The sequence below is a fragment of the Paenibacillus sp. tmac-D7 genome (assembly GCF_006519665.1).
Lineage (GTDB): Bacteria > Bacillota > Bacilli > Paenibacillales > NBRC-103111 > Paenibacillus_G > Paenibacillus_G validus.
This window is the reverse complement of sequence record NZ_VIDW01000026.1, coordinates 1-23,841: the sequence shown is the minus strand read 5'-3', so window position 1 is coordinate 23,841 and position 23,841 is coordinate 1. Positions and strand designations below refer to the sequence as shown.

Here is a 23,841-nt window from a genome sequence, read left to right as displayed (position 1 = left end):
TATGAATGATGATGGGGTGATGATATGCCGGCACGGATCGCATTAGCGGTCGTGGTCGCAGTTTTGGCAGGCGTGTGGACTTCCTTGAGCATCATGTGGGGATGGGTTACGTTTGCGGCCTTCGTATCATGGGCATGCTTTTTTGCCGCAGGCGGCGGAGGGAAAGGATTGCAAACGACGTTGATTACGAACTTTAGCGGTGTCGTTTGGGGGTTCCTGATCATCCAGTTTTCGAATGTCATCACTTCTTCCGCAGGTTTGGAATCAACCGTCGCCTTAGGTGTGGCGTTAGGCATCGTTGCCGGCGTCATGTGTCTGGTATCGAAGGCCGCTATTTTATCGTACGTCCCGGGCGTATTTCTTGGAACGGCCACCTACTTCGGAACCGGATTAAATTTTACGGGCAGTGCCGTTGGGTTAATCGTTGGCGCCCTTCTAGGCTACGTCTCGGCGAAAGGCAGCGAGCTGCTGACAGCCAAACCAAAGGTACAAGCGGAACCGAATAGAAATGTAGCCGGGCAGCCGTAATCGGTTATTGATTACAGACGCGGGGTTGTCCCAAGCCATATTCCTGGCTTTGGGAACAGCCCCTATTTATGTTTCAACGCGCTGTTCAATCCAGTTTGCCGCCGCTTCCATGAACTCATCGGAATCGTTCAAGAACTCCGTGCGCACATAATCAAGCCCTAGACGACAAGCCGCGCGCCGGTTCCCGTCCTTGTATAAAGAGGGGCAAGCGATAAGGCATATAACCGCTCCGCATTCATCTTCACGATTTGGCTTACCGCCTCTTCTACTAGAGGCTCCGTATGCTTGCAGGCGACGAAGGTTTGAATGCCAAGATGAGCCAAACGGCGCTCCAACGCAGATGCCTGCCTCAGCGTAACGCTCCCTAGAGGGTCGTTGATGCCGATGCTCCGATAACGATCCATTCCTTCTAGTAACCGTGCAGACGATGGCGGATTGCCGTTAAAAATATGGGTATAGAATGCTTCCAGTTCATCGATGGATTCAACGATGTCTCACTTCCATGGATCCATTCGCTGGCCTTTCAGAAAGCTCTGGAGGCGGGCGTCGGTATGCTGGAATTCGATTTGCGCCTGACGAAGGACAACGTTGTCGTTGTGATTCATGATGAGACCGTGGATCGTACGACAAACGGCTCGGGTCCGGTCGGCGATTACACCTGGGCGGAGCTGAGACAATTGGACGCCGGCGGATGGTTCGGCAAAGTGTTCGAGGGCCTGAAAATACCAAGCTTCGAGGAACTATGCGATTTGATCGAACCTTATCCGGAGCTGCTGCTGAACGTGGAGGTGAAGTCAAGCCCTCATGCCAAACAAGTGGTGGATCAAGCCATGGGGATGCTGAAGGAACGCGGGTACTTACCCCGCTGTGTATTCACCTGCTTCGACGCAGCCGTCATTGCTTATCTTCATGATACGTACAACGTGAAGACACAAGGCTTCATGGCGGACGAGATGTACAATTTCGACCCGGGCGAACAGGGGACTTATTCGAAAATGTGGGCGATTGCCTTCCCGATGCGCTTGTTGACCGCCGAGAGAGTGAAGGCTTTTCAAGAAAAGGGGCTTCTTCCCTGGTGCTATTGCCCCGATACGGAGGAGCAGGTGGCATATGCGCTCGATTGCGGGGTCACGCTTCTGACTTGCAATAATCCATTGCCTGCAATACGCAGACTTCAAGAGATTAGATAACGGTAAAGGGATGGAAAAAAATCACAATTGCAGCAAGGCGATGAGCCTTGTTATATAGCGGATATCCGCTTCCATCAGTTCAATGGCATTATCAAAGCCGGCTTCCACAAAGGATGAAAGTCCGTGCTCTCCCTTGATCCGTTTCCCTAATTCCCAAAGCTGCTTCTGCTGTTCCAGCTGCGATAAATTATGGCGAAGCACGGCAAGCGCATCATCCTTAGGGAGCATATGGATCCATGCTAATCCCAAAGTAAAGTCGGATTTTGCCGAATGAGGAGGGGTGCTCAGTGAATGAAGCAGCAGTTCATTGAAATGGACTCTTCCAGCATCCGTGATCGCGTAAATTTTGCGAAGCCGCGCACCTGTACGCTCTTCCGCCTCAGCTGCAATAAGGCCTTCCTCCTCCATCTTGTTCAGCGCATAATAGATCGAGCCCGAGAGAATGTTCGCCCGGATCATGCGGCAGTGTCAATGGTTCAATCACAAATATATGGATAACCCGGTAAACACCGCTTCGAAGAACTTTGGCCCATCTTCATGCAGCAACATATTGACACCCAAAATTCGTATGTGTTATATAAAAATAAGGATTAGCACTCTGATGATTGGAGTGCTAATCCTTAGCCGTGTTAAGTATTTCATGATTTATATAGGGAAAGGGGACCTGATCGTGGCCAAAAAACAGTTTAAAGCAGAATCGAAACGATTACTGGAAATGATGATTAATTCCATCTATACACAGAGAGAAATATTTTTGAGAGAGCTCATTTCGAATGCCAGTGACGCCATTGACAAAATATACTACAAAGCATTAACCGATGATCAATTGGTATTTAACAAAGAAGATTACTACATCAAAGTAACGGCGGATAAGGCAAACCGAACATTAACCATCTCCGATACGGGGATTGGTATGACGCAGGAGGAGCTTGAGAATAACCTGGGGGTTATTGCCAAGAGCGGCTCACTGGCATTCAAGAAAGAAAACGAATTGAAAGACGGGCACAATATCATCGGTCAGTTTGGGGTTGGATTTTATTCGGCTTTTATGGTGGCCGATGTCGTTACGGTCATCAGCAAAGCTCTGGGCAGCGATGAGGCTTTCAAGTGGGAATCCAGGGGTGCGGACGGATATACCATTGTGCCGTGCGAGAAAGACGCGGTAGGTACGGAAATTATTTTGAAAATTAAAGAGAATACCGAAGAGGATCAATATGATGAGTATCTGGAAGAGTACCGGCTCAAAGCGATTATCAAAAAATACTCTGATTTCATCAGATACCCCATCAAGATGGATCTGAAAGGCCGGAGACCTAAAGAAGGCAGCGAAAATGAATTCGAGGATTATTACGAAGAACAAACCGTGAATAGTATGGTCCCGATTTGGAGAAAAAATAAGAACGAGCTTACAGCTGCAGATTATGACAATTTTTATACGGAAAAACGGTATGGTTTCGATAAGCCGCTTAAGCATATCCATATTAGTGCCGACGGTGCTGTGGTCTACCAGGCCATCCTCTATATCCCGGAGAATCCGCCGTTCGACTATTACACGAAGGAATATGAGAAGGGGCTAGAGCTTTATTCCAACGGCGTGCTGATCATGAATAAATGCTCCGATTTGCTTCCTGACTATTTCAGCTTTGTCAAAGGGATGGTAGATTCCGAAGATTTATCGCTGAACATTTCGAGGGAGATGCTGCAGCATGACAGACAATTAAGTCTGATCGCCAAGAACATTAAGAACAAAATCAAAAGTCAACTGCAAAGCTTGTTGAACGATGAAAGAGAGAAATACGAGCAATTTTATAAATCGTTTGGCAGACAATTGAAATATGGGGTATACAGCGATTACGGAGCAAATAAAGAAGTGCTGCAGGACCTCTTGATGTTCTACTCCTCCAAGGAGAAGAAGCTGGTCACCCTGGATGAATACGTATCGAGAATGCCTGAGGATCAAAAGTACATCTACTATGCTTCCGGCGAATCGCTTGAAAGAATTGAGAAGCTCCCGCAAACCGAGCTGGTAGCCGATAAGGGCTATGAAATCCTGTACTTTACCGATGATATCGATGAGTTCGCCATCAAAATGATCATGACCTATAAAGATAAACAATTCAGGTCGGTATCGAGCGGTGACTTAGGCATTGAATCCGATGCTAATGAAAATCAAGCCGATGCAGAAGAGAACGATAACAAGGACCTCTTTGCACATATGAAAGATATTCTGAAGGACAAAGTGAAGCATGTCAAAGCGTCTAAGAGACTGAAAACTCATCCGGTATGCCTGTCTACGGAGGGTGAGCTAACGATAGAAATGGAAAAGATATTGAAGGCGATGCCTAACGCCCAAGATGTAAAAGCGGACAAGGTCTTGGAAATTAACGTCAATCACGAGGTATTTCAATCCTTAAAAGCCGCATATGAACAAGATAAAGAGAAACTGAATCTATACACCAACCTGTTATACAATCAGGCACTTCTGATCGAAGGCTTGCCGATTCAGGATCCCGTAGAATTCACCAATGATATTTGCAAAATCATGGTTTGATACGGTAATTAAATCAGCAACGAAAGTAACCCGATACTGGCGCAAGCCGGTACGGGTTATTTGTCGTTTACAGCAATGATAAAAAATGCTTGAAATTTACAAAATCCAAAGTATAATTATAGGAATAATGATGAAATATAGCTAAAATTTGTCTACCGGATCACTGGAGACACAATATGGCCGTTGGCGTATTGTGTCTTTTTAGCTATTTGGCAGACAGCTTACTCGGTTTGCAAGCTGCGGTGCCGGACCATTTTTATTCTCGGAGGGGGATTATATGAAGCTGCATTTCTCCTGGTTTACACCGACCAACGGAGACGGAGAACGGATCGGATTGAAGAAACCGGAGAGGGAACCGAACCTGAATTATATCGTCGAAGTGGCGAGGGCTTCGGAAAGAGCCGGGTTTGACGGGATTTTAATTCCTGTAGGAACTCCATTCCTGGATTCCTGGATGGTCGGGTCGGCTGTCGTTCATCATACCTCTACCATCCGTCCGTTAATCGCGATCCGTCCGGGTTTTATCGCGCCTTCGCTTTCCGCCAAAATGGCTGCAACGCTGGACCGGTTCAGCGGCGGAAGAATTGACATTAATATTGTCACCGGAGGCTCGCCCAGCGAGCTCGGGCAGGACGGCGATTTCCTTCCCCATGATAAGAGATATGAACGAACGGAAGATTTTATGGAGGTGTTGTGGAAGCTCTGGGAAGAAGAGAAGACGGATTATGAGGGGCCTTATTTCTCCTTAAAGGATGCTCAGCTCGTCCCCCGCAATATTCAATCCAAAATACCTGCCTATTTTGGCGGGTCTTCGGATGCGGGCAAGGAGGCGGCCGCCCGATACGGCGACGTCTACTTGCAGTGGGGGGAAGATGCCCGGGAGGTGGCCGAACAAATCGAGGATGTCCGTTCAAGGGCCGGCAAGTATGGAAGAACGCTGGAGTTTGGCATCCGCATTCATGTTATTGTCCGGGACACAGAGAAGGAAGCGTGGGAAGCCGCCGACAAGCTCGTTTCCGACATTGACCCGTCGGTCGAGCTAAGAATGAGCGAGTATTACCGGGAGGCCGATTCGGTGGCCCAGCAGAGAATGAACCGGCTGCTGCAAGGGGATTACCGGTTCGGCAAGCACAAATGGGCAGGCATCGGCCGCGTTCGCAAAGGGGCGGGTACGGCCGTCGTGGGAAATCCTGAACAGGTCAGGGAAGGCTTGCAGGAGTATATCGACATCGGCGTCACGCATTTTATACTTTCCGGGTTCCCCCATTTGGAAGAAGCCGAACGGGTCGGGCAATTATTGCTGCCGCAATTCAGAAATCAACGAGTGGGCAACGTCAGTTTGGCATAATGAAAGGGGAGTCCGGTGTGACACTGACACGAGGCGAACGCTTTATTCAAAGCCTTAGAGATGAACGAAACGTTTGGATAGACGGGCAGCGTCTGGACGATGTGACGGCACACCCGTCGTTCCAGGGCACGTTAACGACGATCAAGCATTTGTTTGACACGTTGGACGACAAGAAAATTCAAGCGCAAATCGGGTTCCGAAATGCCGAAACCGGTACTTATGCTCATCATGCATTTTTGGTGCCTGCAAACCGGGAGGATTTGAAAAGGCGGCGTACCGCGTTTTCCTACTGGGCGACCGAGACCCACGGCGTGATGAGCCGCTTGTCCGAATTTGCCCGTTCATTGGTGACGGGCTGGTATGCGGCGCGGCACGAGTTCACTTCGCTGGATCCGCATTTCGCCGATAAAATATCGCGGTATTACGAACAGGCGAGGGATCAGGATTTATTTCTGACGACTGCGCTGCTCGACCCGCAGATCGACCGGACCAAAAGCGCGGGCGAGCACCGGAATCCCGATTCCGTGCTGCGTATTGTCAAAGAAACGGAGGAAGGGGTGGTCGTCCGGGGAGCCAAGATGATTGCAACAGCCGGCCCCTACTCCCATGATTTTCTCGTTTATCCGTACTATCGGCTAAAAGAAACCGAGCGGGAATACGCCCATTTCCTGATTGTTCCCGCTAATCTCCCCGGTTTGCACATCATATGCAGAGAATCCTTCGCCTCCCTTAGCGGCGGCGATCATCCGCTAAGTGAAAAATATGATGAGATGGACGCCGTTTTGTTTTTTGACGATGTGCTGGTTCCTTGGGAGCGCGTTTTTCTGAAGGGAGACATCGACGGAGTCTGGAAGCTGCGCATGAACCGGACCGCCGGGGCGCTCGCGTTCCATCAAACCGTCGTTAGGCTGCTGGCGAAGCTGGAGTTTGTCGCAGGGGTGTCGGTTGCAGTCGCCCAATCGATCGGAGCCGACAGCTACCAGCATGTTCAGGAAAAGCTGGGAGAGCTGGTTATTCAGGTGGAAAGCATCAAGGGGCTCCTGCTCGCTTCCGAAATTCAAAGCAGCCGCACCGATGCAGGAATTGAGCTTCCTTCGCTGGGGCCGATTGAAACAGCCAGAAATTTGGGCGCTTGGTATTATCCCCGGGCTTTGGATATTCTGCAATTGATCGGGGCGGGCGGCTTCATGCAGGTTCCGTCCAAGCTGGAGGATCTGAACGGACCGCTCGGAGACATGATGAAGACTTACTATGCGGGCAAACAGCTTGATGCGGATCATAAAGTGCGCTTGTTCAAGCTGGCGTGGGATTTGGTCGGGAGTCCGCTCGGCTCCCGTCATGAACTGTACGAACGGTTCTATGCGGGCGATCCGGTACGCACTTATGCCAATCAATATGTAAACGCCGATAAATCCGAGTTGGAGAGTCGGATGCGGACATTCCGGCAAACTCATTATGGAAAGGAGGCGGAATCCGATGAATCGACAATCGCCGGGCAGCAGCTATCGCGCACGACTTTATGACGGAAGAAAGGTGTGGGTGAATGGCAGGGATGTTGCGGATGTTCCGAATCATCCCGCTTTTAAGGGAACGGTGGACACCGTCGCTTCCCTGATCGATCTGCAGGAGCAGCCGGAAACCCGGGATGCTTTGACCTTTACCAGCCCGGCTACCGGCAAACGGGTGAACGCGGCCTTTCTCGTTCCCTACGGCAAGGAAGATATTCTGCACCGCCATGAGGCTTTTCGGATATGGTCGGACGCGACCTTCGGGATGATGAGCCGGATATCTGAATATTCCCGGTCTCTGCTGACCGGATGGTATGCAAGCCGAAACCGGCTGGGAGGGGCTTCGGACCATTTTGCAGATAAAATCACCCGTTACTTTGAACAGAGCAGAGACTTGGACTGGATGTCCACCACAGCATTTCACGATCCGCAAATAGACCGTTCCAAGGGACCTTCCGATTCCCCCGACCCGGACGCCTACTTGCGGATCGTGAAAGAGACGAGCGACGGCATCTGGGTCAGAGGCGCCAAGATGGTGGCCACAGCCGCCCCCTATGTGGATGAAATTTTCATTTACCCGTTCCATCGAAGATCGTCCGAAGACTTGCTCTACTCGTCCATGTTTGCCGTTTCGGCCGGCGCTCCCGGACTTCATCTCGTATGCCGGGAGCCGTTCGCTTCGGAACAACCGGAAGAACACCCGCTCAGCTCCAGGTATGACGAGATGGATGCTGTCCTTATTTTCGATGATGTGTTTGTTCCTTGGGAACGGGTCTTTATCAAGAACGATCCTGAAGCGATCTGGAAGATGAGGATGGATCCGGCCGTAGTCGCCTTAAGCCAGCATCAAACGGTAGTCCGGTTGATCAGCAAGCTGGAATTTGTAACGGCGGTCGGCCATGAAGTCGCAACAACCATCGGGGTCACGCATCATCTGCATGTTCAGGAAAAGCTGGGCGAGCTGCTGGTGCAGCTGAGCACGATCAAGTCGCTTCTTGCCGTCTCCGAAGAACTGGCGAAGCCGGACGCTGATACCGGAGTATGGCTTCCGGCCATCGAGCCTCTAACGACCGCCCGCAATTTGGGCAGCCGTTACTATCCGCGGGCGATCGGTATTTTGCAGCATATATGTGCCGGCGGCTTGATGCAAACGCCTTCCACGCTTGCGGAGCTGGACGGTCCGCTAGGTCCGCTGCTGCAAAAATATTACCGCGGAGCGTCCATCCCTGCGAAAGAACGCGTGAGGCTGTTCAAGCTGGCATGGGATTTGATCGCGAGTCCTCTAGGCTCCCGCCACGAGCTTTATGAGATTTTTTACTCCGGCGATCCGGTGCGGGCTTATGCGGCGCAGTATTTGGGGTATGACCAGACAAGGCTCACGGACCCGGTTTGGAAGCTGATCGGCCAACCCCTGAATGAGGTGAGCGCAAGATGAGTATGCAGTTTTCTGTCTGGGGCTCGAATATTGCCGGCGGATTTCTCCGTTCCGGAATCGAGCAGGATAAGGAAGCAAGCTTCGCTTATAACCTGAAGCTCGCACAGCTTGCCGACCGTCTCGGCTACCATGCAATTTTGCTGCCCGTTCGTTATATTGGCGGTATAGGCGGGGGAGATTCTACCAACGGTCAACTCGACCCGGTCACGCTGGCTGCGGCGTTGGCCGCCGCTACCACCCAAATTCGGTTCATCAGCGCCGTGCTGCCGGGGTTTATTCCGCCGGTAACCTTGGCCAAGATGGGGGCGACCATTGACCATATCAGCTCGGGCCGATGGCATGTAAACCTGGTAACCGGCTGGTTTCAGGAAGAGCAGGAGATGTTCGGCGTACCTTGGATTGCGCATGAGGAGCGCTATTCACGCTCGGAAGAGTATATTGAAATTTTGAAGGGGCTTTGGCAGCAAGAAGCGTTTACCTTCGACGGCCGTTATTACAAAATCAAGGAAGGAAGACTCCGGCCTGCCCCCTATCAACAACCCTACCCCGCCATATTTCAGGGAGGCAACTCCCCAGCGGCCCGCAGTATGGCCGGCCGGTTATCCGATTGGTATTTCATTAACGGTGCGCCGCTGGATGAAATCAAGGAGCAGATTAGAGAGGTTCGGGAAATCGCCTCCTCCTACGGCAGAACGGTCCGATTTGCCGTCAATGCGTTCGTCATCGCAAGAGCAACGGAACAGGAGGCGCAGGAAGAATACCGGTTGATCCTCGAGCAAGCCGATCATGCCGCTGTTCGGGGTTTTCAGGAAAAGGCGAAGGGCGCCAAAGGAATGTGGGGCAATGCCTCGACGGTCAGCGACTTTGTCGCCAATAACGAAGGCTTCCGCACGGGGCTGGTCGGCTCCTACAGCCAGATCGCGCAAAAGATCAGGGAGCTTGAGAGCGCGGGCGTTCACATGCTGCTGAGCGCATTTCGGTTTCCGCTGGAAGAAGTTGTTCGTTTTCATGATTACGTATTGCCGCTTACGTCATTTATCAAACAAGGGATGGATGCCCGATGATTACATTAAAAGAGGTCAGTAAAACGTATCGAACGAAAGATGGCGATTTCTCAGCTCTCGTTCCCGTGTCTCTGGAGGTGGGGGAGGGGGAAATATTCGGAATTATCGGGCAAAGCGGCGCCGGGAAATCGACGATTTTGCGGATGATGAATTTGCTTGAGAAGCCGTCTACCGGGTCGGTCATTGTAAACGGCCAGAATCTGTCGCAATGTACGCCGAAGGAGCTTCGCGTGGCAAGAAGATGGATCGGGATGATCTTTCAGCATTTTTATTTGCTTCAAAACCGGACAGCAGCGGACAATATTGCGTTCCCCCTGGAAATTTCCGGCATGTCCAAAAAGGACCGCGAAAAGCGGGTAAAGGAATGCCTGGAGATCGTCGGGCTTGAAGATAAAGCCTCCTCCTATCCGGCTCAGCTAAGCGGTGGACAAAAGCAGAGGGTGGCTATCGCGCGGGCATTGGCTACCGAGCCCAAGGTTTTATTATGCGACGAACCGACTTCAGCGCTCGATCCTCAAACGACCGGCAGCATCCTCGAATTTATTCGCGACATTAATAAGCGTTTCGGCATGACGATCGTGCTGGTCTCCCATGACATGGAGGTGGTCAAGCAGGTTTGCGGAAAAATCGCTGTCGTGGAGAAGGGAAGCCTTATCGAAACGCTGGATTTGGGAAGAAGGGACCAGCAACCAAAGACGGAAATCGCCAGGCTGCTGCTTGGAAGCCGTCCTGAAGTGTTGAAAGGAGTCGGTGCGTATGTTTGACAATCTGTTCTCCTTAGCACCGGAAATCGGGCATGCCATCGCAGAAACCGGGCTTATGCTGCTCATTTCTGTAAGTGCTGCCGTTCTGATCGGCATACCTATTGGTGTTTTTCTGTATTTTACCGGCAGCGGACAAATTTATGAGCGGCCGGCGCTGTTTCGAATCACGAATTATGTGGTGAATACGATCCGATCGCTGCCGTTCATCATTTTGCTTGTAGCTCTTATTCCGATTACAAGAACGATTGTCGGAACGACGATTGGCCCGGTAGCGGCAACCGTTCCTTTATCCATCGTCTCAATTGCCTATCTGTCCAGATTGGTGGAGCAATCGCTGCGCGAAATCCCTAAAGGAATTATTGAAGCGGCGCTGGGCATGGGCGCGACGCCCCTTCAGATTACGTGGAAGGTCGTGCTGGCCGAAGCCCGTTCGGGAATCCTGTCGGGAATTACGATTACGACAATAAGTCTTTTGTCCTACACGGCGATGGCGGGCATTGTAGGCGGCGGCGGCATAGGCGACCTGGCGATCCGGTTCGGTTACTACCGGTTTCAGACGGACGTCATGATTTTTACAGTCATTTTATTGATTGTGTTCGTTCATATCATTCAATTTACGGGAAATACGCTGGTCAAACGATTAGATAAAAGATAGGAGAGCATGTCTATGAAAAAAACTTTGTCCTTGCTCATAACCCTTATATTATTCACCCTGATGCTGGCCGCATGCGGTCAAGAGAAGGCGCCGGAACCATCGGCCGATTCGAAGACGGGCGGCAGCAGCCAACCATCAAGCCCAAGCAAACCTTCAGATGAAAAGAAAGAAATCACCTTTGGAGCGACTGCCGGTCCCTACAGCGATCAAATTAAACTAGGCATCCAGCCCATTCTTGAAAAGAAAGGCTACAAAGTGAAAATCGTCGAGTTCAACGACTATATTCAGCCTAATTTGTCCTTAGCTGACGGCTCCTTGGACGCTAATGTGTTCCAGCATATCATCTATTTGAAAAATTTTGCTACCGACCGGAAGCTGGATTTGATCGACTTGGACAAAGTGCCCACTGCGCCTATCGGCATTTATTCCAGGAAGCATAAATCGTTAGACGAAGTCACTGAGAATTCGAAGGTTGCGCTGCCGAACGATCCGGCCAACCAGGCGCGGGCGTTAGTGATGATGGAGCAATTCGGGTGGATCAAGCTGAAGGATGGTTACGATCCGATCAAGGTTTCCGAAAAAGACGTTGCCGAGTACATAAAGAAAATTAAGCTTCTGCCGATTGAAGCCGCCCAGCTGCCGCGGTCGTTGGATGATGCCGACTATTCGTTTATTAACGGAAATTTTGCTTTAGCTTCCGGACTATCTTTAACCGAGGCGCTGGGTTTGGAGAAAACGCCGGATCAATACATGAACCTCATAGCAATCAAAGCCGCCGACAAGGATAAAACGTTTGTTAAGGACATCCTGGAAGCCTACAAATCGGCAGAATTTAAACAGGTGACGGAAACCAAGTTTCAAGGCTTCGTCAAACCCGATTACCAAAAATAAAGAAGCCTACTGAAGCCGGCGCACCCATTATAGGGGGCGGGACCACCGAAAGAAGAAACAGCCCTCCGCAGGAGCGAAGGGCTTGGATAACCTGTCGTGCACAGGTCTCAATCCCATGCAGCAAACTTGATGCAGACCGGCTTGGACACTTCCAGAACAGGCCCGGCAGGGAGAAGCTTCCCTGTTTCCGCATCCCGGTTAAACGTTACGATGTTGTTGGAATCCCGGTTGGCCGCCAGCAAGAACCGTCCGTCCGGCGAAAGCGCGAAGTTGCGCGGATGTCCGCCGAGCGTGGAGGCATGCTCAACTAAAGCGAGCTTCCCCGTGAACGGATCGATCGCATAAACCGCGATGCTGTCATGTCCGCGGTTGGAGCCATACAGGAATTTGCCGTCGGGAGAAATGTGGATATCGGCGCATGCATTGTCTCCTTCGTAAGCGTCAGGCAGCGTAGAGACGGTCTGGATTTCATGCAGCGCCCCTTGCTCCTGATCATACGAGAATCCGGTGATGGTTGCGTTGAGCTCATTGATTACATATCCGTAAGGCAATTGCGGATGAAACGCAAAGTGCCGCGGGCCTGACCCGGGCGCAATCCGGACTTCCCCGTGAGGAATCAGCCGGCGGGCCGGGACATCCAGCTTATAAATCATGAGGCGATCCAAGCCCAGGTCGGAAGCGACGGCAAAGCGGTTGGAGCGGTCAACGAAGACGGAGTGCGCACGCGGCCGGTCCTGTACGGGCAGGATGCTTGCCCCTTTGTGCTGATGGATGTCAGCCGTCGGCCCCACCCGTCCGTCCTCCTTCACCGGAGACAGACCGATCATGCCGCCGTGATAGCTCGACACCATGATGCACTGGCGGGTATGATCCAAGGTGATATGGCAAGTCGGGGACGGCACCGTCAGCTCCTTGTTTAACAACGACAACGTTCCGGTGGAAGGGTCGATATCATAAGCGGCGGCAGCCCCGCAGCGCTGGCCCTTAGCGTCCGTCCCCTCGGTTATGGCGTACAGCTTCAAGCGGTCTTGATCCACATCCAGAAAAGTCGGGTTTTGCAGCCCGGAAGCTTGATCGACGATCTCGAGACTTCCGGTATCTGTATCGAACCTGCAGGCGTATAGCCCGGGATTAGCGGAGTCCGCATAGGACCCGATGAAAGCGAGGACCTTCTTCTTCTTCTCCATCGAAACTCACCCTCCGGTTCATTCTGTCATATACGCATTATCGCAAATCCGCATGCGGCTGGCAAATGAGCTCCAGCGGCTGTTGACCGTACTATTATTACCGGATAATCGTTTCATCTGGTATAATGGAATGAAGTTACACGCGGGGCTTCATTCATCTTCATCCTGGGAGGGATCGATCGCATGGATTCAATCGTCTTCAGTCAGCTTGCCCTTAACCGGAGCCGCACGCTGGCTGTTGTGGCCGAATTATCGGAAAAGACGGCGGATGTGGTGCCGAACGGATTCAACAACAACATCCGCTGGCATTTGGGGCATATTCTGACGACCCAAGAACGGCTCGCTTTCCGCTTGCTCGGAGAACCGCTTGAGCTGCCGGAGGAGCTGACGAGCTTGTTCGTCAACGGCACGAAGCCGGCCGACTGGCAAACCTCGCCGCCGGATCTTGCGGCCTTGCGCCAACTTCTGGAGGAACAGCCCGAACGGCACCGTCAGCGCCTTCAAGGGCGGCTGAATGACAAGCTTACGGTAGCTTTTAAGGAGTTCACCCGCCTGGATGAAGTGCTGGTGTTCAGTATCGGCCACGAGGCGACCCATGCCGGTTACATCATGGCTCTGAAGAAAGCGGTAGCCGCTCAGTCGTAGCGGACCGTACAAAAAGCCCGATGGAATGTCACGTACATTCCATCGGGCTTTTGTTTGCCGCACGCAAGTTTTGCGGCAGGCTACTTCCAAGGCAGCAGCTTGTTCTCCAGCCACTGCAGGCTGCGGTTGAACAGGAGGCCGAGCAGCGATAACACCACGACGCCGACCATGAGCTTGGTCGTAATCATCAGGTTGCCGTAGTGCAGGATCATCGAGCCGATGCCCTGCTTGGCCGCAATCATTTCCGCGGCGACGAGCAGCAGCAGGGACGTGCCGGCCGCCAGCTTGAGCCCGGCAAAAATGACCGGCAGCGCGCCGGGAAGAATGACCTTGCGGATCACGTTCATATGGTTGGAGCCGAAGCTGACCGCCGCTTTAATCAGGATCGGATCGACATTCTTCACACCCGAGAATGTGTTGATGACGACGGGGAAGAAGACGCCGAGCGCGATAATGGTCACCTTCGGCAGCTCGCCGATGCCGAGCCAAAGTACGATCAGCGGCAGAAGGGCGATCTTCGGGATCGGATACAGGGAGAACAGGATGGGGGTTCCCATCGCCTCCGCCCAGCGGGAAAAGCCGAGCAGCAGTCCGATAACAATGCCGATGGACGCGCCAAGCAAGTAGCCGAGCACGATACGGTACAGGCTGGCGCCCGTGTTTTGCAGCAAATCGCCTTGAGTCAGCAGTTCCCAGCCCGCCGCAACGATTCCCGTCGGTGAAGGCAGGAACAAAGGGGAGACCCATTCCAACCGGCAAACAATTTCCCAAATTATGAGCAGCGCGGCAATCCCGGCCACGGAGGCGTAGCCGGGAACCTTCTGCTCCAGAAACGCCACCCGGTTTTTAATATGTTTTCTCGTTTCTCCCACTTGACTAACCCTCCTTCAGCGCGTCCTGGGCGTCATGCCGGATCAGGTTCCAAATTTGTTTGACGTAATCGTCGAATTGAATCCGGTATTGCTCATTGTCCCGGCCTGTTTTCGGCATGTCGATTCGAATGATTTCCTTGATTCGCCCGGGATGACGGGAAAGCACGATCACGCGGTCGGCCAGATAGACGGCTTCCTGGATATTATGGGTGACGTACAGCGTGCTCAGTCTCGTGCGGTTCCAGATGGTGAGCAGCTCCTCCTGCATCAGGGTGCGGGTCTGCGCATCCAAAGCGGAGAACGGCTCGTCCATGAGCAGCAGATCCGGTTCGATGGCAAGCGCCCTCGCAATGCCTGCGCGCTGCCTCATACCGCCGGAGAGCTGCTTAGGATAGGCCTGCTCGAAGCCGGTCAGCCCTACCATGTCGAGGTAGTACTGGCCCTTTTCCTTCAGCTCGCTTTTGCCCAGCCCCATTTCTTCCAGGCCGTACACCACATTCTCGAACACCGTACGCCAGGGGAACAGGGCGATCTCCTGAAACACGATCCCAAGACGCGGATCGTTCTGCTCCGCGGACAGTCCTTCGAAATAAACGCTTCCATCGGTGGGGGACAGCAGTCCCCCCACGATGTTCAGCAACGTTGACTTCCCGCAGCCGCTAGGGCCGACCAGGACGACGAATTCCTCCCGGTCGATGGCGAAGTCGATCTGGCTGAGGGCGGTGACGTCCCGCCCTTTTTTGTCCCGAAACGTTTTGGTGACTCCGTCGACGACGACTCTCATGCTGTCCTCACTTTCCTACGGTTTTCAATGCTTCGTCAAGCAATTCCGTATTGACGATGGTTTTGTAGTCCACCGCTTGTTCGATCATTTTAGTTTTCAAGTACCACTCGACCTGAGTTTTGATGTCTTCGGCCAAGAGCTTTCCGTCACGGTCCATGTAAGGCAGACCGAGCTTGATGTTGTCGGCAGGCTGATCGGTGTATTTGGCAATGATGCTGATGACTTCGTCATAGTTAGCGCCCGGTTGAGGTTTGCCGTCCTTTTGCACGAGCACCGCATCGTAGTAGTAGCGGGACGCTTTGACGTACGCCTTCATGAAGCGAACGGCTGCGTCACGATTGTCCGCGAATTTCTGCGAGAAGAAGAGACCGGACGTCTGGTATTCGATTTCGTCGCCCACCTGCGCAATGACTTTCCCATAGCCTTCCTTCACAACGGCTGTAATATTAGGCTCGTTGAGGAGCACCGCGTCCACCTGTTTGCTCTTCAGTGTTTCCATCATCGCGCTCACTTTGCCGAGCGGCACGAGTTCTACGTCGGCCAGTGTCAGGCCGTACTTTTCCAGCAGACGTCCGGCCATGTAATGGAACGTAGAGCCGGTTTGGGTAATACCGATCTTTTTGCCCTTCAAATCCTGGATGGAAGCTACCGGAGAATCTTTGTGTACCAGTAAAGCGGAAGAGGAATAGCCTTTCTGCTCTCTTCCTTTATCCGCGACGATGAGCAGCTTCTGGCCCCCGGCGATCATATTGTAAAGACTTGCGGTAATTCCCGTAGCGCCCACGTCCACGCTTCCCGATGCGGTAGCAACGGCGATCGGCTGGGCCGCTTCAAACCACCGTGGACTCGCTTCGATTCCTTCTTCTTTGAAGAAGCCTTTTTCCATGGCGATAAACAGTGGAGCGGAGCTGGTAAGTTTCAGCATCCCGATCTCCAGTTTGACGGGTTTGACTTCCGCCTTTGGTGCGGAGCCCGCCGCCTGGGGAGCTTCTTCTTTTTTGCCGCAAGCCCCTAGAAGCGCAACCATGACCAGCATGGCCGCAAGTAGCAGTGCGAAGTTCTTTTTCATTTTGTACCCTCCTGAATGCGATTTAAACTGCGAAATTTACATCATTCGACACTTCGGAGAAGGAATCCTTCTGTAAAATAATTCCTTCAACAGTTTGTCATAATATTGGATTTGAACAGGTCTTGGAAGCATAGTGTACACGAATACCCGCACCATAACTCAATTTAATACGGAAGTGATGAAAACTAGCTTGAGATAAGGGAAATTGGCCACATGAAAAATAACGCTATGCCCTTCGTGCAGCTGAGCATGAACCGGGACACCTTATTATTCCAATTGTAGGGTGAGAGGAGTCCGGACGGGCCTCTTTTTCTTTCGAAAGATCATGCCGGGTGCAGCATGTAAGCGAGCCCGGAAGACAAGCCGTTCACTGCTGGTTTTTAACATTTCATGCTTTTAATTTAACACTTCACGCACAGAGCTATCACAGAAAGATCAAATCCATGTAAAGTTTTATTAAAGCGCTTACATTAATTCTAAGGGGGCTTTCGACATGAACATACCTAAACAACTGGAAAACCGCGCAATAGCCAAAGTGCAATCCGCCGCTGTAGAGATCGGCAAGCTCTTGGAAGGACACGCATGGTCTGAACGGTCAGAGGATATTCGGGTATTATTGGACCAGTTGCTTCAAAATGATGAATACTTCCTGGTCGTCGAGCATCACGGACTATCCGTTCTGCATACAAACCGGCTGCGCGAGGGGACGGTCTTCAACGATGTCGTTGGCTTGGCGGCTGCGCAAACGGACAAGCCGTTAGCTCAAATTTATCACCGTAACACCGGTGAGGTTATATTGGATGTTTCGACTCCTGTGAACATTCCGGGGGCGGGAGCTTCGCCTTATAATTTGCGGCTGGGTGTGATCGTGCAATCCTTATCTTTTCAGGCAACCTGGTACACCGTTTACAGTATTCCCTTGCTGATCGCTTTAGGCGGCCTCGGGCTGGCCGATTCGTGGGGGGAACGCGCCGGGGCGGGCCTTCTTGTGCTGGCGGCGTTCGCCGGGACGGGCTTGTATTTTCATCGAACGGTGCTTCAAAGCTTGAAGAGCTGGATGGGCCGCATGAAAGCCATTTCTTCCGGCAAGCTGATGCCCGCTTCGGCAGGCTCCAGGCGCAATGAGCTCGGACAAGTTACGTTTGAGATCAACAAAATTGTGATAGGGATGAGAGCGATCTTGTCCGACATGAAGGAGGCTTCCTCCACCGTGAATAAGATCGGGTCCGAGCAGGCCGACGAAATTCGGCAGCTGCTGTCTTCGGCTGAGCAGCTGGTAGCGAGCATGCAGGAAGTGAGCGCGGGAGCGAATGACCAGCTGCAGCTCATCGAACTTAACGGCAGCCGGATGCAGCAGATTCACGACAGAGTCAGCCGGGCCGGTCAAGACATGGAGCTTTCGGGCAAGATATCCGAGGAGGCCCGGACATCGTCGCATGCCGGGCTGGAGAAGACGCTGGAATTGCGCAATGACATGAATGACCTGCAGGAAACGAGCAAGCGGAGCGTGAGCTCGATGGAAGAGCTGGAGCGGCAATTGCAAGAAATGAGAGAGTTCATCTTGTACATGCGTGAAATTGCCGAACAGACGAACCTGCTCGCGCTGAACGCCGCGATTGAGGCTGCGAGGGCCGGCGAAGAAGGCAGAGGATTCGGGGTCGTTGCCGGCGAAGTGAGGAAGCTTGCCGTTACATCCAATGAGGTAGCGGAACGCGCGATCGGGCTGACGCACAATATGGCGCTGAAATCGAAAGAAGCCGCGGATGCGGTGAAAGCGGAACGGCTTGCCGTAGAACGGGGAATCCGAAGGATTGGCCAATTGAGCGATATGATTCGCCTTGTGGCCGACAAGTGCCGCCTGACTGCGGAGCAAGCGTCCGCGCATTCTGCGGAGATGCGTGAAATTCAGCTTGGGCTTCATTCGATGGAAAGCAGCATGCAGGCGATTCGGGATATTTCTCAACAGTTCACTGCGTCCGCCCAAGCGATGGCGAGCAGCGGAGAACGGCATCACATGGCTACCGAGCTTATTGCGCAGCAAGCGGATTTGCTCAAAAGCATTTCCGGAAATCTGCAGAAAATTACCGGCCGGTTTGTGATGGAATCCTGAAGCCGCCCGCCGTAAGCGAGTGGATCGAAGCGTACGGCGAGATGAGGCCCCGCGTCAGGACCGCGGGCGGTTGGCCCGCAAGAAATAGTTGGACGATGCTTGGGGATCGTGTTATTCTTTGTACATAATTGAATCATTTGCTCGGGTAGATGTCGAACGGGAGGCTAGCCATGCCGGCGTTCGGCGAACAGGGAAGTCCGGTGAGAATCCGGCACGGTCGCGCCACTGTAAGCGGGGAGCGGCTTCCATGATGTCACTGTCCTTCAGTTGGTTTAGGGGGGGCGGTTGGGATGACGGAAGTCCGGCTTCGATCCGCAAGTCAGGATATCTGTCTAACCCGAGAACACCGTCGCCTACGCGAAATTAGGAGAAGGGGGAACGGCAATCCGTCAGGAACGTAATATTGCCTGCAGGTTCATGCGTATCGGCATCCCTTCATAGAGAAGGGGTGCTTTTTTAGTTTAAGGAAGGTCAGTTTCAAGAGAGGGGAACAGGACAACAGATGAAGAGTAACAGATGGATCAACAAGATAAGCATGGTCCTGCTAAGCTGGTGCTTGCTCATATCCATGCTTGGCGGGCTGGCGCCTGCGTATGCGGATGGAGCGGGGAGAGGGCTTGTCACGGTTCCTCAGGCTATAGACGATGCGGCCGGCTACATCCTGGATGCGAATGGAGGCGCGCTTTCCGATTGGGATGCTTATGCGCTGGCTGCAGCCGGGAAGCAGGTGCCGGCTTCGTATTTATCATCCGTCCGCGAGCAGCTTCAGCAGAACGGCGGACGTTACAGCAAGGTAACGGACTATGCCCGGATTGCGTTAGGCGTAAAGTCGGCCGGAGGAAACCCCGAGCAGATCGCGGCCGGGTCTAGTTCGTACAACCTTATTGAGGGCATTTATAACAGCGATGTGCTGACTGCCCAGGGAACGAACGGCGCGATTTATGCGCTGCTGGCCTTGAGCGGCGATGCTTATCACATTCCGTTAACCGCGAAGTGGAATCCCGATAAAATCGTGGCATGGCTGCTCGCGCAGCAAAATGCGGACGGCGGATGGCCGCTTGGGGCCGGAGGGCCGAGCAGCATCGACATTACAGCGTCTGCTGTGAACGCCCTGGCCGCTCATACCGCGCACACCGGTGTCCGGCCGGCGATGGACCGCGGCATTCAATGGCTGTCCTCGCAGCAATTAGCGAACGGCGGATTTTCGGAGTATGGGGAAAATGCGGAAAGCACCGCACAGGTCATTCTCGCGTTGTCCGCTGCCGGACTCGACGCGCGCAGTTCAGGCTTCGCGAAGGCGAACGGCAACCCGCTTACCTATTTATTCGGTTACCGGCAAGGCGACGGCGGATTTGCCCATGTGGCCGGCGGTTCTTCCGACGGATGGGCCACGGTGCAATCGCTTGTGGCGCTGGCGGCCTTCCATACGGCTGTCAACGGTGACAGCGGATCGTATGAGGCGATCCTGACCACAGGGGGCGGAGCGCCTGCCGCAGCTCGCGTGACGGTTCATGTGGAAGGCCCCGCCGGTACGATCGCCGAAGGCTCCGCCGTTGCGGGGACTGCCTATGAGGCTGTGGCTCAAGTGCTGCATGCGCAGGGGGTTCCTTTTCCAGAGAGCGACGGCCATTTCATTCATACGATCAACGGAATTTCCGGTAAAAGCGACTACAGCACCTGGTGGGGGTACAATGTCAAACGCCAGGGCTCCTGGGATTATGCCCGCACGAATAACCTGGGCATGGCTGACTACTCCCTGCGTAACGGCGATGACATTTATTTGTACTATACAGGCATAAGTACCGCATTGGTGGATTCGATTAAGGTGGAGCCGGCGATGCCGGTTGAAGGCCAGGCAGTAACGGTTCAGGTCTATCGGTCGGTATGGGATTATGACGTTACAAGGGACGAGGTCGTCACGGTTGCCGCCAGCGTTTATGTAGAATTGGGCGGGCGTAAGGTGGAGACGGACGCAAACGGATACGCGTTGTTCCCGTCCGGCTTGCCCGGCGGCACCTATCAAGCGGTTGTAACAGGCTATCAAGACGTGCTTGCGCCGAAGATCGTCAAGGATTCCAAGACGATTCAGGTCGGAACGGCGGCGATTCAAATTGAAGGAGCTTCAGGCACTTATGCCGAAGGGAAGGCGAGTTCTCCGAATTTGCTGGAAAGCGTTGTGCGGCTTCTAGATGCCAACCAGGTTCCTTACGAGCTTGAACACGCCAGCTTCGGAACGTACATCCAATCCGTCGGCGCTGATGCCGGGGCTTGGCTCTATGCGATCTACCGCCAAGGCAAGTGGAATCCGGGAATGGTCGGCGCGGATCAATATACGCTGCAGCCGGGGGACCGGGCGGTCGTTTATATTAGCGGATTCGACGCGGAGTGGAACTCGTCGACGTATTTGGTCGATTCGATTGCCTTGAATCCTGCACAGCCTAAGGCTAACGAATCGTTCACCGTTACGGTGAAGAAGACGCTCGCGGACAATAAGCCGGCTTCTCCCGCAGCCGGCATTCAAGTGAAGATCGGAAGCTTGACCGCCACAACAAGCAGTGAAGGCATCGCCACATTCGCCGGATTGCCTGCAGGAACCTATACCCTCGATATATCAGGCTATGTGACCGGTGAGGCGCCGAAAGTGGTACATACCTCGCAACCGGTGACGATTCAACCGAGAACCGGGGGCGGAACAGACGGAGGAACGGGTCCTGTCGTCAATCCGGTCGTATATGTGTCCGTAACCGGGGACAGCAGCATGGGGACGATCCTGCCTTCGACCTCGGTTTCCTTGCAGAGCGGCGACACGCCTTATTCCATTCTGATCCGGGCCCTGGGCGCAGGCCGCGTTCAATCGTCCGGCTCGGGCTCGACGGCTTACGTCCAAGGCATTGACGGACTGCGGGAATTCGACCGGGGGCCGCTAAGCGGCTGGATGTACGCGGTCAACGGCACCTACCTGAGCACAGGGGCGGATTCCACGTCCTTGAAGCCGGGCGATACGGTGGCGTGGCGTTATACGCTGGACGGCGGCAAGGATTTGAATGCCGGCGCGGGTACCGGAGGAACGGGCGCTGTCGGGGTACCGGTGGCGCCGACCGTCCCGGCGGCTGCCGATGTGGTTCAGAAGCTGGAGATGCCGTATAACAACCGGAAGCCGATCCATGAGATCGCGAAGCCGGCCATTGTCTTGAACGCAGACAAGAAAATGACGGCGAATGCCGCCGATACGCTCAAGAAGGACTTGGCGGCCAATACGGTGAACGTGCAAAAAGCGGCAGCTGCCGATACCGAAACCGTCATTGCCGACGCCAAAGCGGAGGTTCAGCTCCAGGTTCCGGCCGGTGCGCTTAAGGAAACGACGAAGCTGACGGTCAGCGAGCTTCCTTCGGCTTCGGCCGGGCGGAACGAGCTCGTTTCCTCGATGTATGAGTTCGGCCCGCAGGGTCAGTCCTTTGATACACCGGTACAAATTTCGATTAAAACGCCGGTTGCCTCGGTAAGTCTGGATCAGTTGGCGCTGGTGTGGCTGGATGAGCAGACGGAGCAATGGATTCCGATTCCGGCCGTCATCGATGCCGAGACGGGAACGGTTACCGGATGGGTGAACCATTTTACGAAATTCGCGGTTATCGACAAGTCCAAAGTGGCGTCGGCTGCGGGCATAGACGTCGGACCTTCCATCGAACGGGCGGCCCAATGGCTGAAGGGCGGCGTGGAACTGAGCGACTGGTCGGCCTATGCGCTGAGCAGAGCCGGCGTGGCCGTTCCAAACGATTACCTCGCTTTGGCTTCCGCCAAGCTGAAGGAGAAGAACGGCGAGTTCCGGAACGTCACCGACTATGAAAGATTGGCGCTAAGCATACAGGCGGCAGGCGGCAATCCGGAATCGATAGGCGGCTTCAATCTGATCGAGCGTATTTATAATAACGAGCGGATGGAAGTACAGGGAAGCAACGGCCCGATTTATGCGCTGCTGGCTTTGAACGGAGGCGCTTATCGCATTCCGGCCGATGCGAAATGGACGACCGGGAAGCTGGCGCAGTGGATCCTCGACGTGCAGAATGCGGACGGCAGCTGGCCGCTTGTGAAGGGCGAGCAGGGAAATCCCGACTTAACGGCTGCGGCGCTGGCTGCCCTTACCCCTTACCAAGAGCGGACGGATGTGAAAGCCGCCATGGAGAGGGCGGTTAAATGGCTGGGCTCCGTGCAGTCCCCGGACGGCGGCTTTGCCCTGAACGGTGTGGAGAATGCGGAAAGTACAGCGCAAGTGATTTGGGGTCTCTCGGTAAGCGGAACCGATCCGGTGAACAGCCCGTATTTCAAGTCCGGCAAGCAGAGCATGCTGGCCTGCTTGCTCGGGCTGCAGCTGAGTAACGGCGGTTTCCCTCATGAACGCGGAGGGGAAGCGGAGGTCATGGCTACGGAGCAGGCGTTAATGGCGCTGGGAGCGTACCAAGCCTATGTGAATCTTGATCGGCAGGTGCCTGCCGCCCCGGTCTACGCCGACCAGACGGACATTGCCTCCTGGGCGCTGCCGTTCGTACAGAAGGCGTCTATTTACCGGATCATGGAGGGGACGGGCGGATCGGTACCCGTTTTCGAACCTAAACAAAAAGTGACCCGCGTACAATTTACCGCGATGCTGCTGCGGATGATGGGCGAAGCGCCTCTGGCCGAAGCCACGACGGATTTCGCAGATGTCGCTCCGGATGCCTGGTACGCAGGCTATGTGACCAAAGCGGTGGCGAAGGGCATCGTGCAGGGCGTAAGCGCGGATCGGTTTGCTCCGGATGCCGCCATTTCACGTCAGGAGATGGCTATCATGCTGGCAAGAGCGCTGCAATTGCAAGCCACAGGCGCCGATTCCGCCGGATTTATCGATATGAGCGAATCGTACCCGGATGCCGTACCATTCATTCAAGCCGTGCGCGAGCAAGGGCTGATGGAAGGCGACGAAGCGGGACGGTTCCTGCCGCTGGATTCGGCAACGCGCGAGATGGCTGCGGTCGTAGCGGTAAGAGCCTATGAATTGACAAAAAAGCCGTAATCGGTGAGGATGAAAAGAGCCCTGTTCGCAAGGGGCTCTTTCTTTCCTTTTCATGTCAGGAGGATCCTAGATGTATCGATTATTTCTGCTGGGAATTGCCGTGATGACCGCTCTCTCCGGCTGTGGGCCGCAAGCGCAGCCTTCTGCCGGCGCCGCCTCGCAGCCCCCTGCGCAAGGGGCGGCCGCGGAC

19 protein-coding genes and 1 riboswitch are annotated in these 23,841 nt (G+C 53.8%); of the genes, 13 read left to right on the top strand and 6 right to left on the bottom strand.

Features of this window, described 5'->3' with window-relative positions; translation table 11 throughout:
- The first annotated feature begins 24 nt into the window (after positions 1 to 24).
- The gene (locus tag FKP33_RS17525; protein WP_127610819.1) at positions 25 to 528 is read left to right on the top strand and encodes a DUF1097 domain-containing protein; all 504 of its coding nucleotides are present in this window, start codon (positions 25 to 27) and stop codon (positions 526 to 528) included.
- A 158-nt stretch (positions 529 to 686) separates the two neighbouring features.
- On the opposite strand, the gene FKP33_RS17520 is transcribed toward FKP33_RS17525, so the two are convergent.
- Positions 687 to 977, bottom strand: coding sequence for a ferrochelatase (locus FKP33_RS17520; protein WP_258313478.1), 291 nt, complete (start codon positions 975 to 977; stop codon positions 687 to 689).
- On the opposite strand from FKP33_RS17520, the gene FKP33_RS17515 reads away from it, so the two are divergent.
- Positions 978 to 1,718 (top strand): glycerophosphodiester phosphodiesterase family protein, encoded by a 741-nt coding sequence (locus tag FKP33_RS17515; protein ID WP_141335901.1) that lies wholly within the window; start codon positions 978 to 980, stop codon positions 1,716 to 1,718.
- Between the two features lie 21 nt (positions 1,719 to 1,739).
- Here the strand turns inward: FKP33_RS17515 and FKP33_RS17510 are convergent, their stop codons facing one another.
- Positions 1,740 to 2,177: a PadR family transcriptional regulator gene (locus FKP33_RS17510; RefSeq protein ID WP_141335900.1), complete on the bottom strand. Its 438-nt coding sequence runs from the start codon at positions 2,175 to 2,177 to the stop codon at positions 1,740 to 1,742.
- Between the two features lie 211 nt (positions 2,178 to 2,388).
- Between FKP33_RS17510 and htpG the strand changes: the two genes are divergently transcribed.
- The 8 genes from htpG (at position 2,389) to FKP33_RS17470 (ending at position 11,934) form a co-directional block, all read left to right on the top strand.
- Positions 2,389 to 4,269, top strand: a complete 1,881-nt coding sequence (gene htpG, locus FKP33_RS17505) for a molecular chaperone HtpG (RefSeq protein WP_141335899.1) — start codon at positions 2,389 to 2,391, stop codon at positions 4,267 to 4,269.
- Positions 4,270 to 4,546: 277 nt separating this feature from the next.
- Positions 4,547 to 5,617 carry an LLM class flavin-dependent oxidoreductase gene (locus FKP33_RS17500; RefSeq protein ID WP_127610062.1) on the top strand — a complete coding sequence of 357 codons (1,071 nt, stop codon included), beginning with the start codon at positions 4,547 to 4,549 and terminating at the stop codon, positions 5,615 to 5,617.
- Between the two features lie 17 nt (positions 5,618 to 5,634).
- On the top strand, positions 5,635 to 7,140 hold the full coding sequence (locus FKP33_RS17495) for a 4-hydroxyphenylacetate 3-hydroxylase family protein (protein ID WP_258313475.1): 1,506 nt from the start codon (positions 5,635 to 5,637) through the stop codon (positions 7,138 to 7,140).
- On the top strand, positions 7,094 to 8,560 hold the full coding sequence (locus FKP33_RS17490; protein WP_141335897.1) for a 4-hydroxyphenylacetate 3-hydroxylase family protein: 1,467 nt from the start codon (positions 7,094 to 7,096) through the stop codon (positions 8,558 to 8,560). Before FKP33_RS17495 ends, FKP33_RS17490 begins: the two co-directional genes overlap by 47 nt.
- Positions 8,557 to 9,624 carry an LLM class flavin-dependent oxidoreductase gene (locus FKP33_RS17485; RefSeq protein WP_230876029.1) on the top strand — a complete coding sequence of 356 codons (1,068 nt, stop codon included), beginning with the start codon at positions 8,557 to 8,559 and terminating at the stop codon, positions 9,622 to 9,624. The genes FKP33_RS17490 and FKP33_RS17485 overlap by 4 nt, the downstream gene beginning before the upstream one ends.
- A complete protein-coding gene (locus FKP33_RS17480) occupies positions 9,621 to 10,388 on the top strand; it encodes a methionine ABC transporter ATP-binding protein (RefSeq protein ID WP_141335896.1) in 768 nt (255 codons plus the stop codon). The genes FKP33_RS17485 and FKP33_RS17480 overlap by 4 nt, the downstream gene beginning before the upstream one ends.
- Positions 10,381 to 11,043: a methionine ABC transporter permease gene (locus tag FKP33_RS17475; protein ID WP_127610054.1), complete on the top strand. Its 663-nt coding sequence runs from the start codon at positions 10,381 to 10,383 to the stop codon at positions 11,041 to 11,043. The genes FKP33_RS17480 and FKP33_RS17475 overlap by 8 nt, the downstream gene beginning before the upstream one ends.
- Positions 11,044 to 11,055: 12 nt before the next feature.
- On the top strand, positions 11,056 to 11,934 hold the full coding sequence (locus FKP33_RS17470) for a MetQ/NlpA family ABC transporter substrate-binding protein (RefSeq protein WP_141335895.1): 879 nt from the start codon (positions 11,056 to 11,058) through the stop codon (positions 11,932 to 11,934).
- 107 nt (positions 11,935 to 12,041) lie between these two features.
- On the opposite strand, the gene FKP33_RS17465 is transcribed toward FKP33_RS17470, so the two are convergent.
- Positions 12,042 to 13,121: a lactonase family protein gene (locus tag FKP33_RS17465; protein ID WP_127610050.1), complete on the bottom strand. Its 1,080-nt coding sequence runs from the start codon at positions 13,119 to 13,121 to the stop codon at positions 12,042 to 12,044.
- A gap of 183 nt (positions 13,122 to 13,304) precedes the next feature.
- Here FKP33_RS17465 and FKP33_RS17460 point away from each other — a divergent pair, with 183 nt between their 5' ends.
- Complete coding sequence (locus FKP33_RS17460; protein WP_141335894.1) at positions 13,305 to 13,766, top strand: DinB family protein; 462 nt, start codon at positions 13,305 to 13,307, stop codon at positions 13,764 to 13,766.
- An 80-nt stretch (positions 13,767 to 13,846) separates the two neighbouring features.
- Here FKP33_RS17460 and FKP33_RS17455 read toward each other — a convergent pair whose 3' ends face one another.
- From FKP33_RS17455 to FKP33_RS17445, 3 genes are read right to left on the bottom strand one after another with little or no spacing between them, the layout of a single operon-like run.
- A complete protein-coding gene (locus FKP33_RS17455) occupies positions 13,847 to 14,638 on the bottom strand; it encodes an ABC transporter permease (RefSeq protein WP_127610048.1) in 792 nt (263 codons plus the stop codon).
- Positions 14,639 to 14,642: 4 nt separating this feature from the next.
- Positions 14,643 to 15,422, bottom strand: coding sequence for an ABC transporter ATP-binding protein (locus FKP33_RS17450; protein WP_141335893.1), 780 nt, complete (start codon positions 15,420 to 15,422; stop codon positions 14,643 to 14,645).
- Positions 15,423 to 15,429: 7 nt separating this feature from the next.
- Positions 15,430 to 16,491: an ABC transporter substrate-binding protein gene (locus tag FKP33_RS17445; protein ID WP_141335892.1), complete on the bottom strand. Its 1,062-nt coding sequence runs from the start codon at positions 16,489 to 16,491 to the stop codon at positions 15,430 to 15,432.
- Positions 16,492 to 16,984: 493 nt separating this feature from the next.
- Here FKP33_RS17445 and FKP33_RS17440 point away from each other — a divergent pair, with 493 nt between their 5' ends.
- Positions 16,985 to 18,601: a methyl-accepting chemotaxis protein gene (locus FKP33_RS17440; RefSeq protein ID WP_141335891.1), complete on the top strand. Its 1,617-nt coding sequence runs from the start codon at positions 16,985 to 16,987 to the stop codon at positions 18,599 to 18,601.
- Between the two features lie 130 nt (positions 18,602 to 18,731).
- Positions 18,732 to 18,951: riboswitch (cobalamin riboswitch) on the top strand.
- A gap of 152 nt (positions 18,952 to 19,103) precedes the next feature.
- On the top strand, positions 19,104 to 23,651 hold the full coding sequence (locus tag FKP33_RS17435; protein ID WP_258313474.1) for an S-layer homology domain-containing protein: 4,548 nt from the start codon (positions 19,104 to 19,106) through the stop codon (positions 23,649 to 23,651).
- The last annotated feature ends 190 nt before the right edge of the window (positions 23,652 to 23,841 follow it).

Excerpts from the sequence above, each read along its gene's own strand:
- FKP33_RS17440 (WP_141335891.1), top strand. The coding sequence starts at position 16,985 with ATGAACATACCTAAACAACTGGAAAACCGCGCAATAGCCAAAGTGCAA.
- FKP33_RS17465 (WP_127610050.1), bottom strand. The coding sequence starts at position 13,121 with ATGGAGAAGAAGAAGAAGGTCCTCGCTTTCATCGGGTCCTATGCGGAC.
- FKP33_RS17500 (WP_127610062.1), top strand. The coding sequence starts at position 4,547 with ATGAAGCTGCATTTCTCCTGGTTTACACCGACCAACGGAGACGGAGAA.
- FKP33_RS17485 (WP_230876029.1), top strand. The coding sequence starts at position 8,557 with ATGAGTATGCAGTTTTCTGTCTGGGGCTCGAATATTGCCGGCGGATTT.
- FKP33_RS17490 (WP_141335897.1), top strand. The coding sequence starts at position 7,094 with ATGAATCGACAATCGCCGGGCAGCAGCTATCGCGCACGACTTTATGAC.
- FKP33_RS17480 (WP_141335896.1), top strand. The coding sequence starts at position 9,621 with ATGATTACATTAAAAGAGGTCAGTAAAACGTATCGAACGAAAGATGGC.
- FKP33_RS17445 (WP_141335892.1), bottom strand. The coding sequence starts at position 16,491 with ATGAAAAAGAACTTCGCACTGCTACTTGCGGCCATGCTGGTCATGGTT.
- FKP33_RS17515 (WP_141335901.1), top strand. The coding sequence starts at position 978 with ATGGGTATAGAATGCTTCCAGTTCATCGATGGATTCAACGATGTCTCA.
- FKP33_RS17510 (WP_141335900.1), bottom strand. The coding sequence starts at position 2,177 with ATGATCCGGGCGAACATTCTCTCGGGCTCGATCTATTATGCGCTGAAC.
- FKP33_RS17525 (WP_127610819.1), top strand. The coding sequence starts at position 25 with ATGCCGGCACGGATCGCATTAGCGGTCGTGGTCGCAGTTTTGGCAGGC.
- FKP33_RS17460 (WP_141335894.1), top strand. The coding sequence starts at position 13,305 with ATGGATTCAATCGTCTTCAGTCAGCTTGCCCTTAACCGGAGCCGCACG.
- FKP33_RS17435 (WP_258313474.1), top strand. The coding sequence starts at position 19,104 with ATGAAGAGTAACAGATGGATCAACAAGATAAGCATGGTCCTGCTAAGC.
- FKP33_RS17470 (WP_141335895.1), top strand. The coding sequence starts at position 11,056 with ATGAAAAAAACTTTGTCCTTGCTCATAACCCTTATATTATTCACCCTG.
- FKP33_RS17475 (WP_127610054.1), top strand. The coding sequence starts at position 10,381 with ATGTTTGACAATCTGTTCTCCTTAGCACCGGAAATCGGGCATGCCATC.
- FKP33_RS17450 (WP_141335893.1), bottom strand. The coding sequence starts at position 15,422 with ATGAGAGTCGTCGTCGACGGAGTCACCAAAACGTTTCGGGACAAAAAA.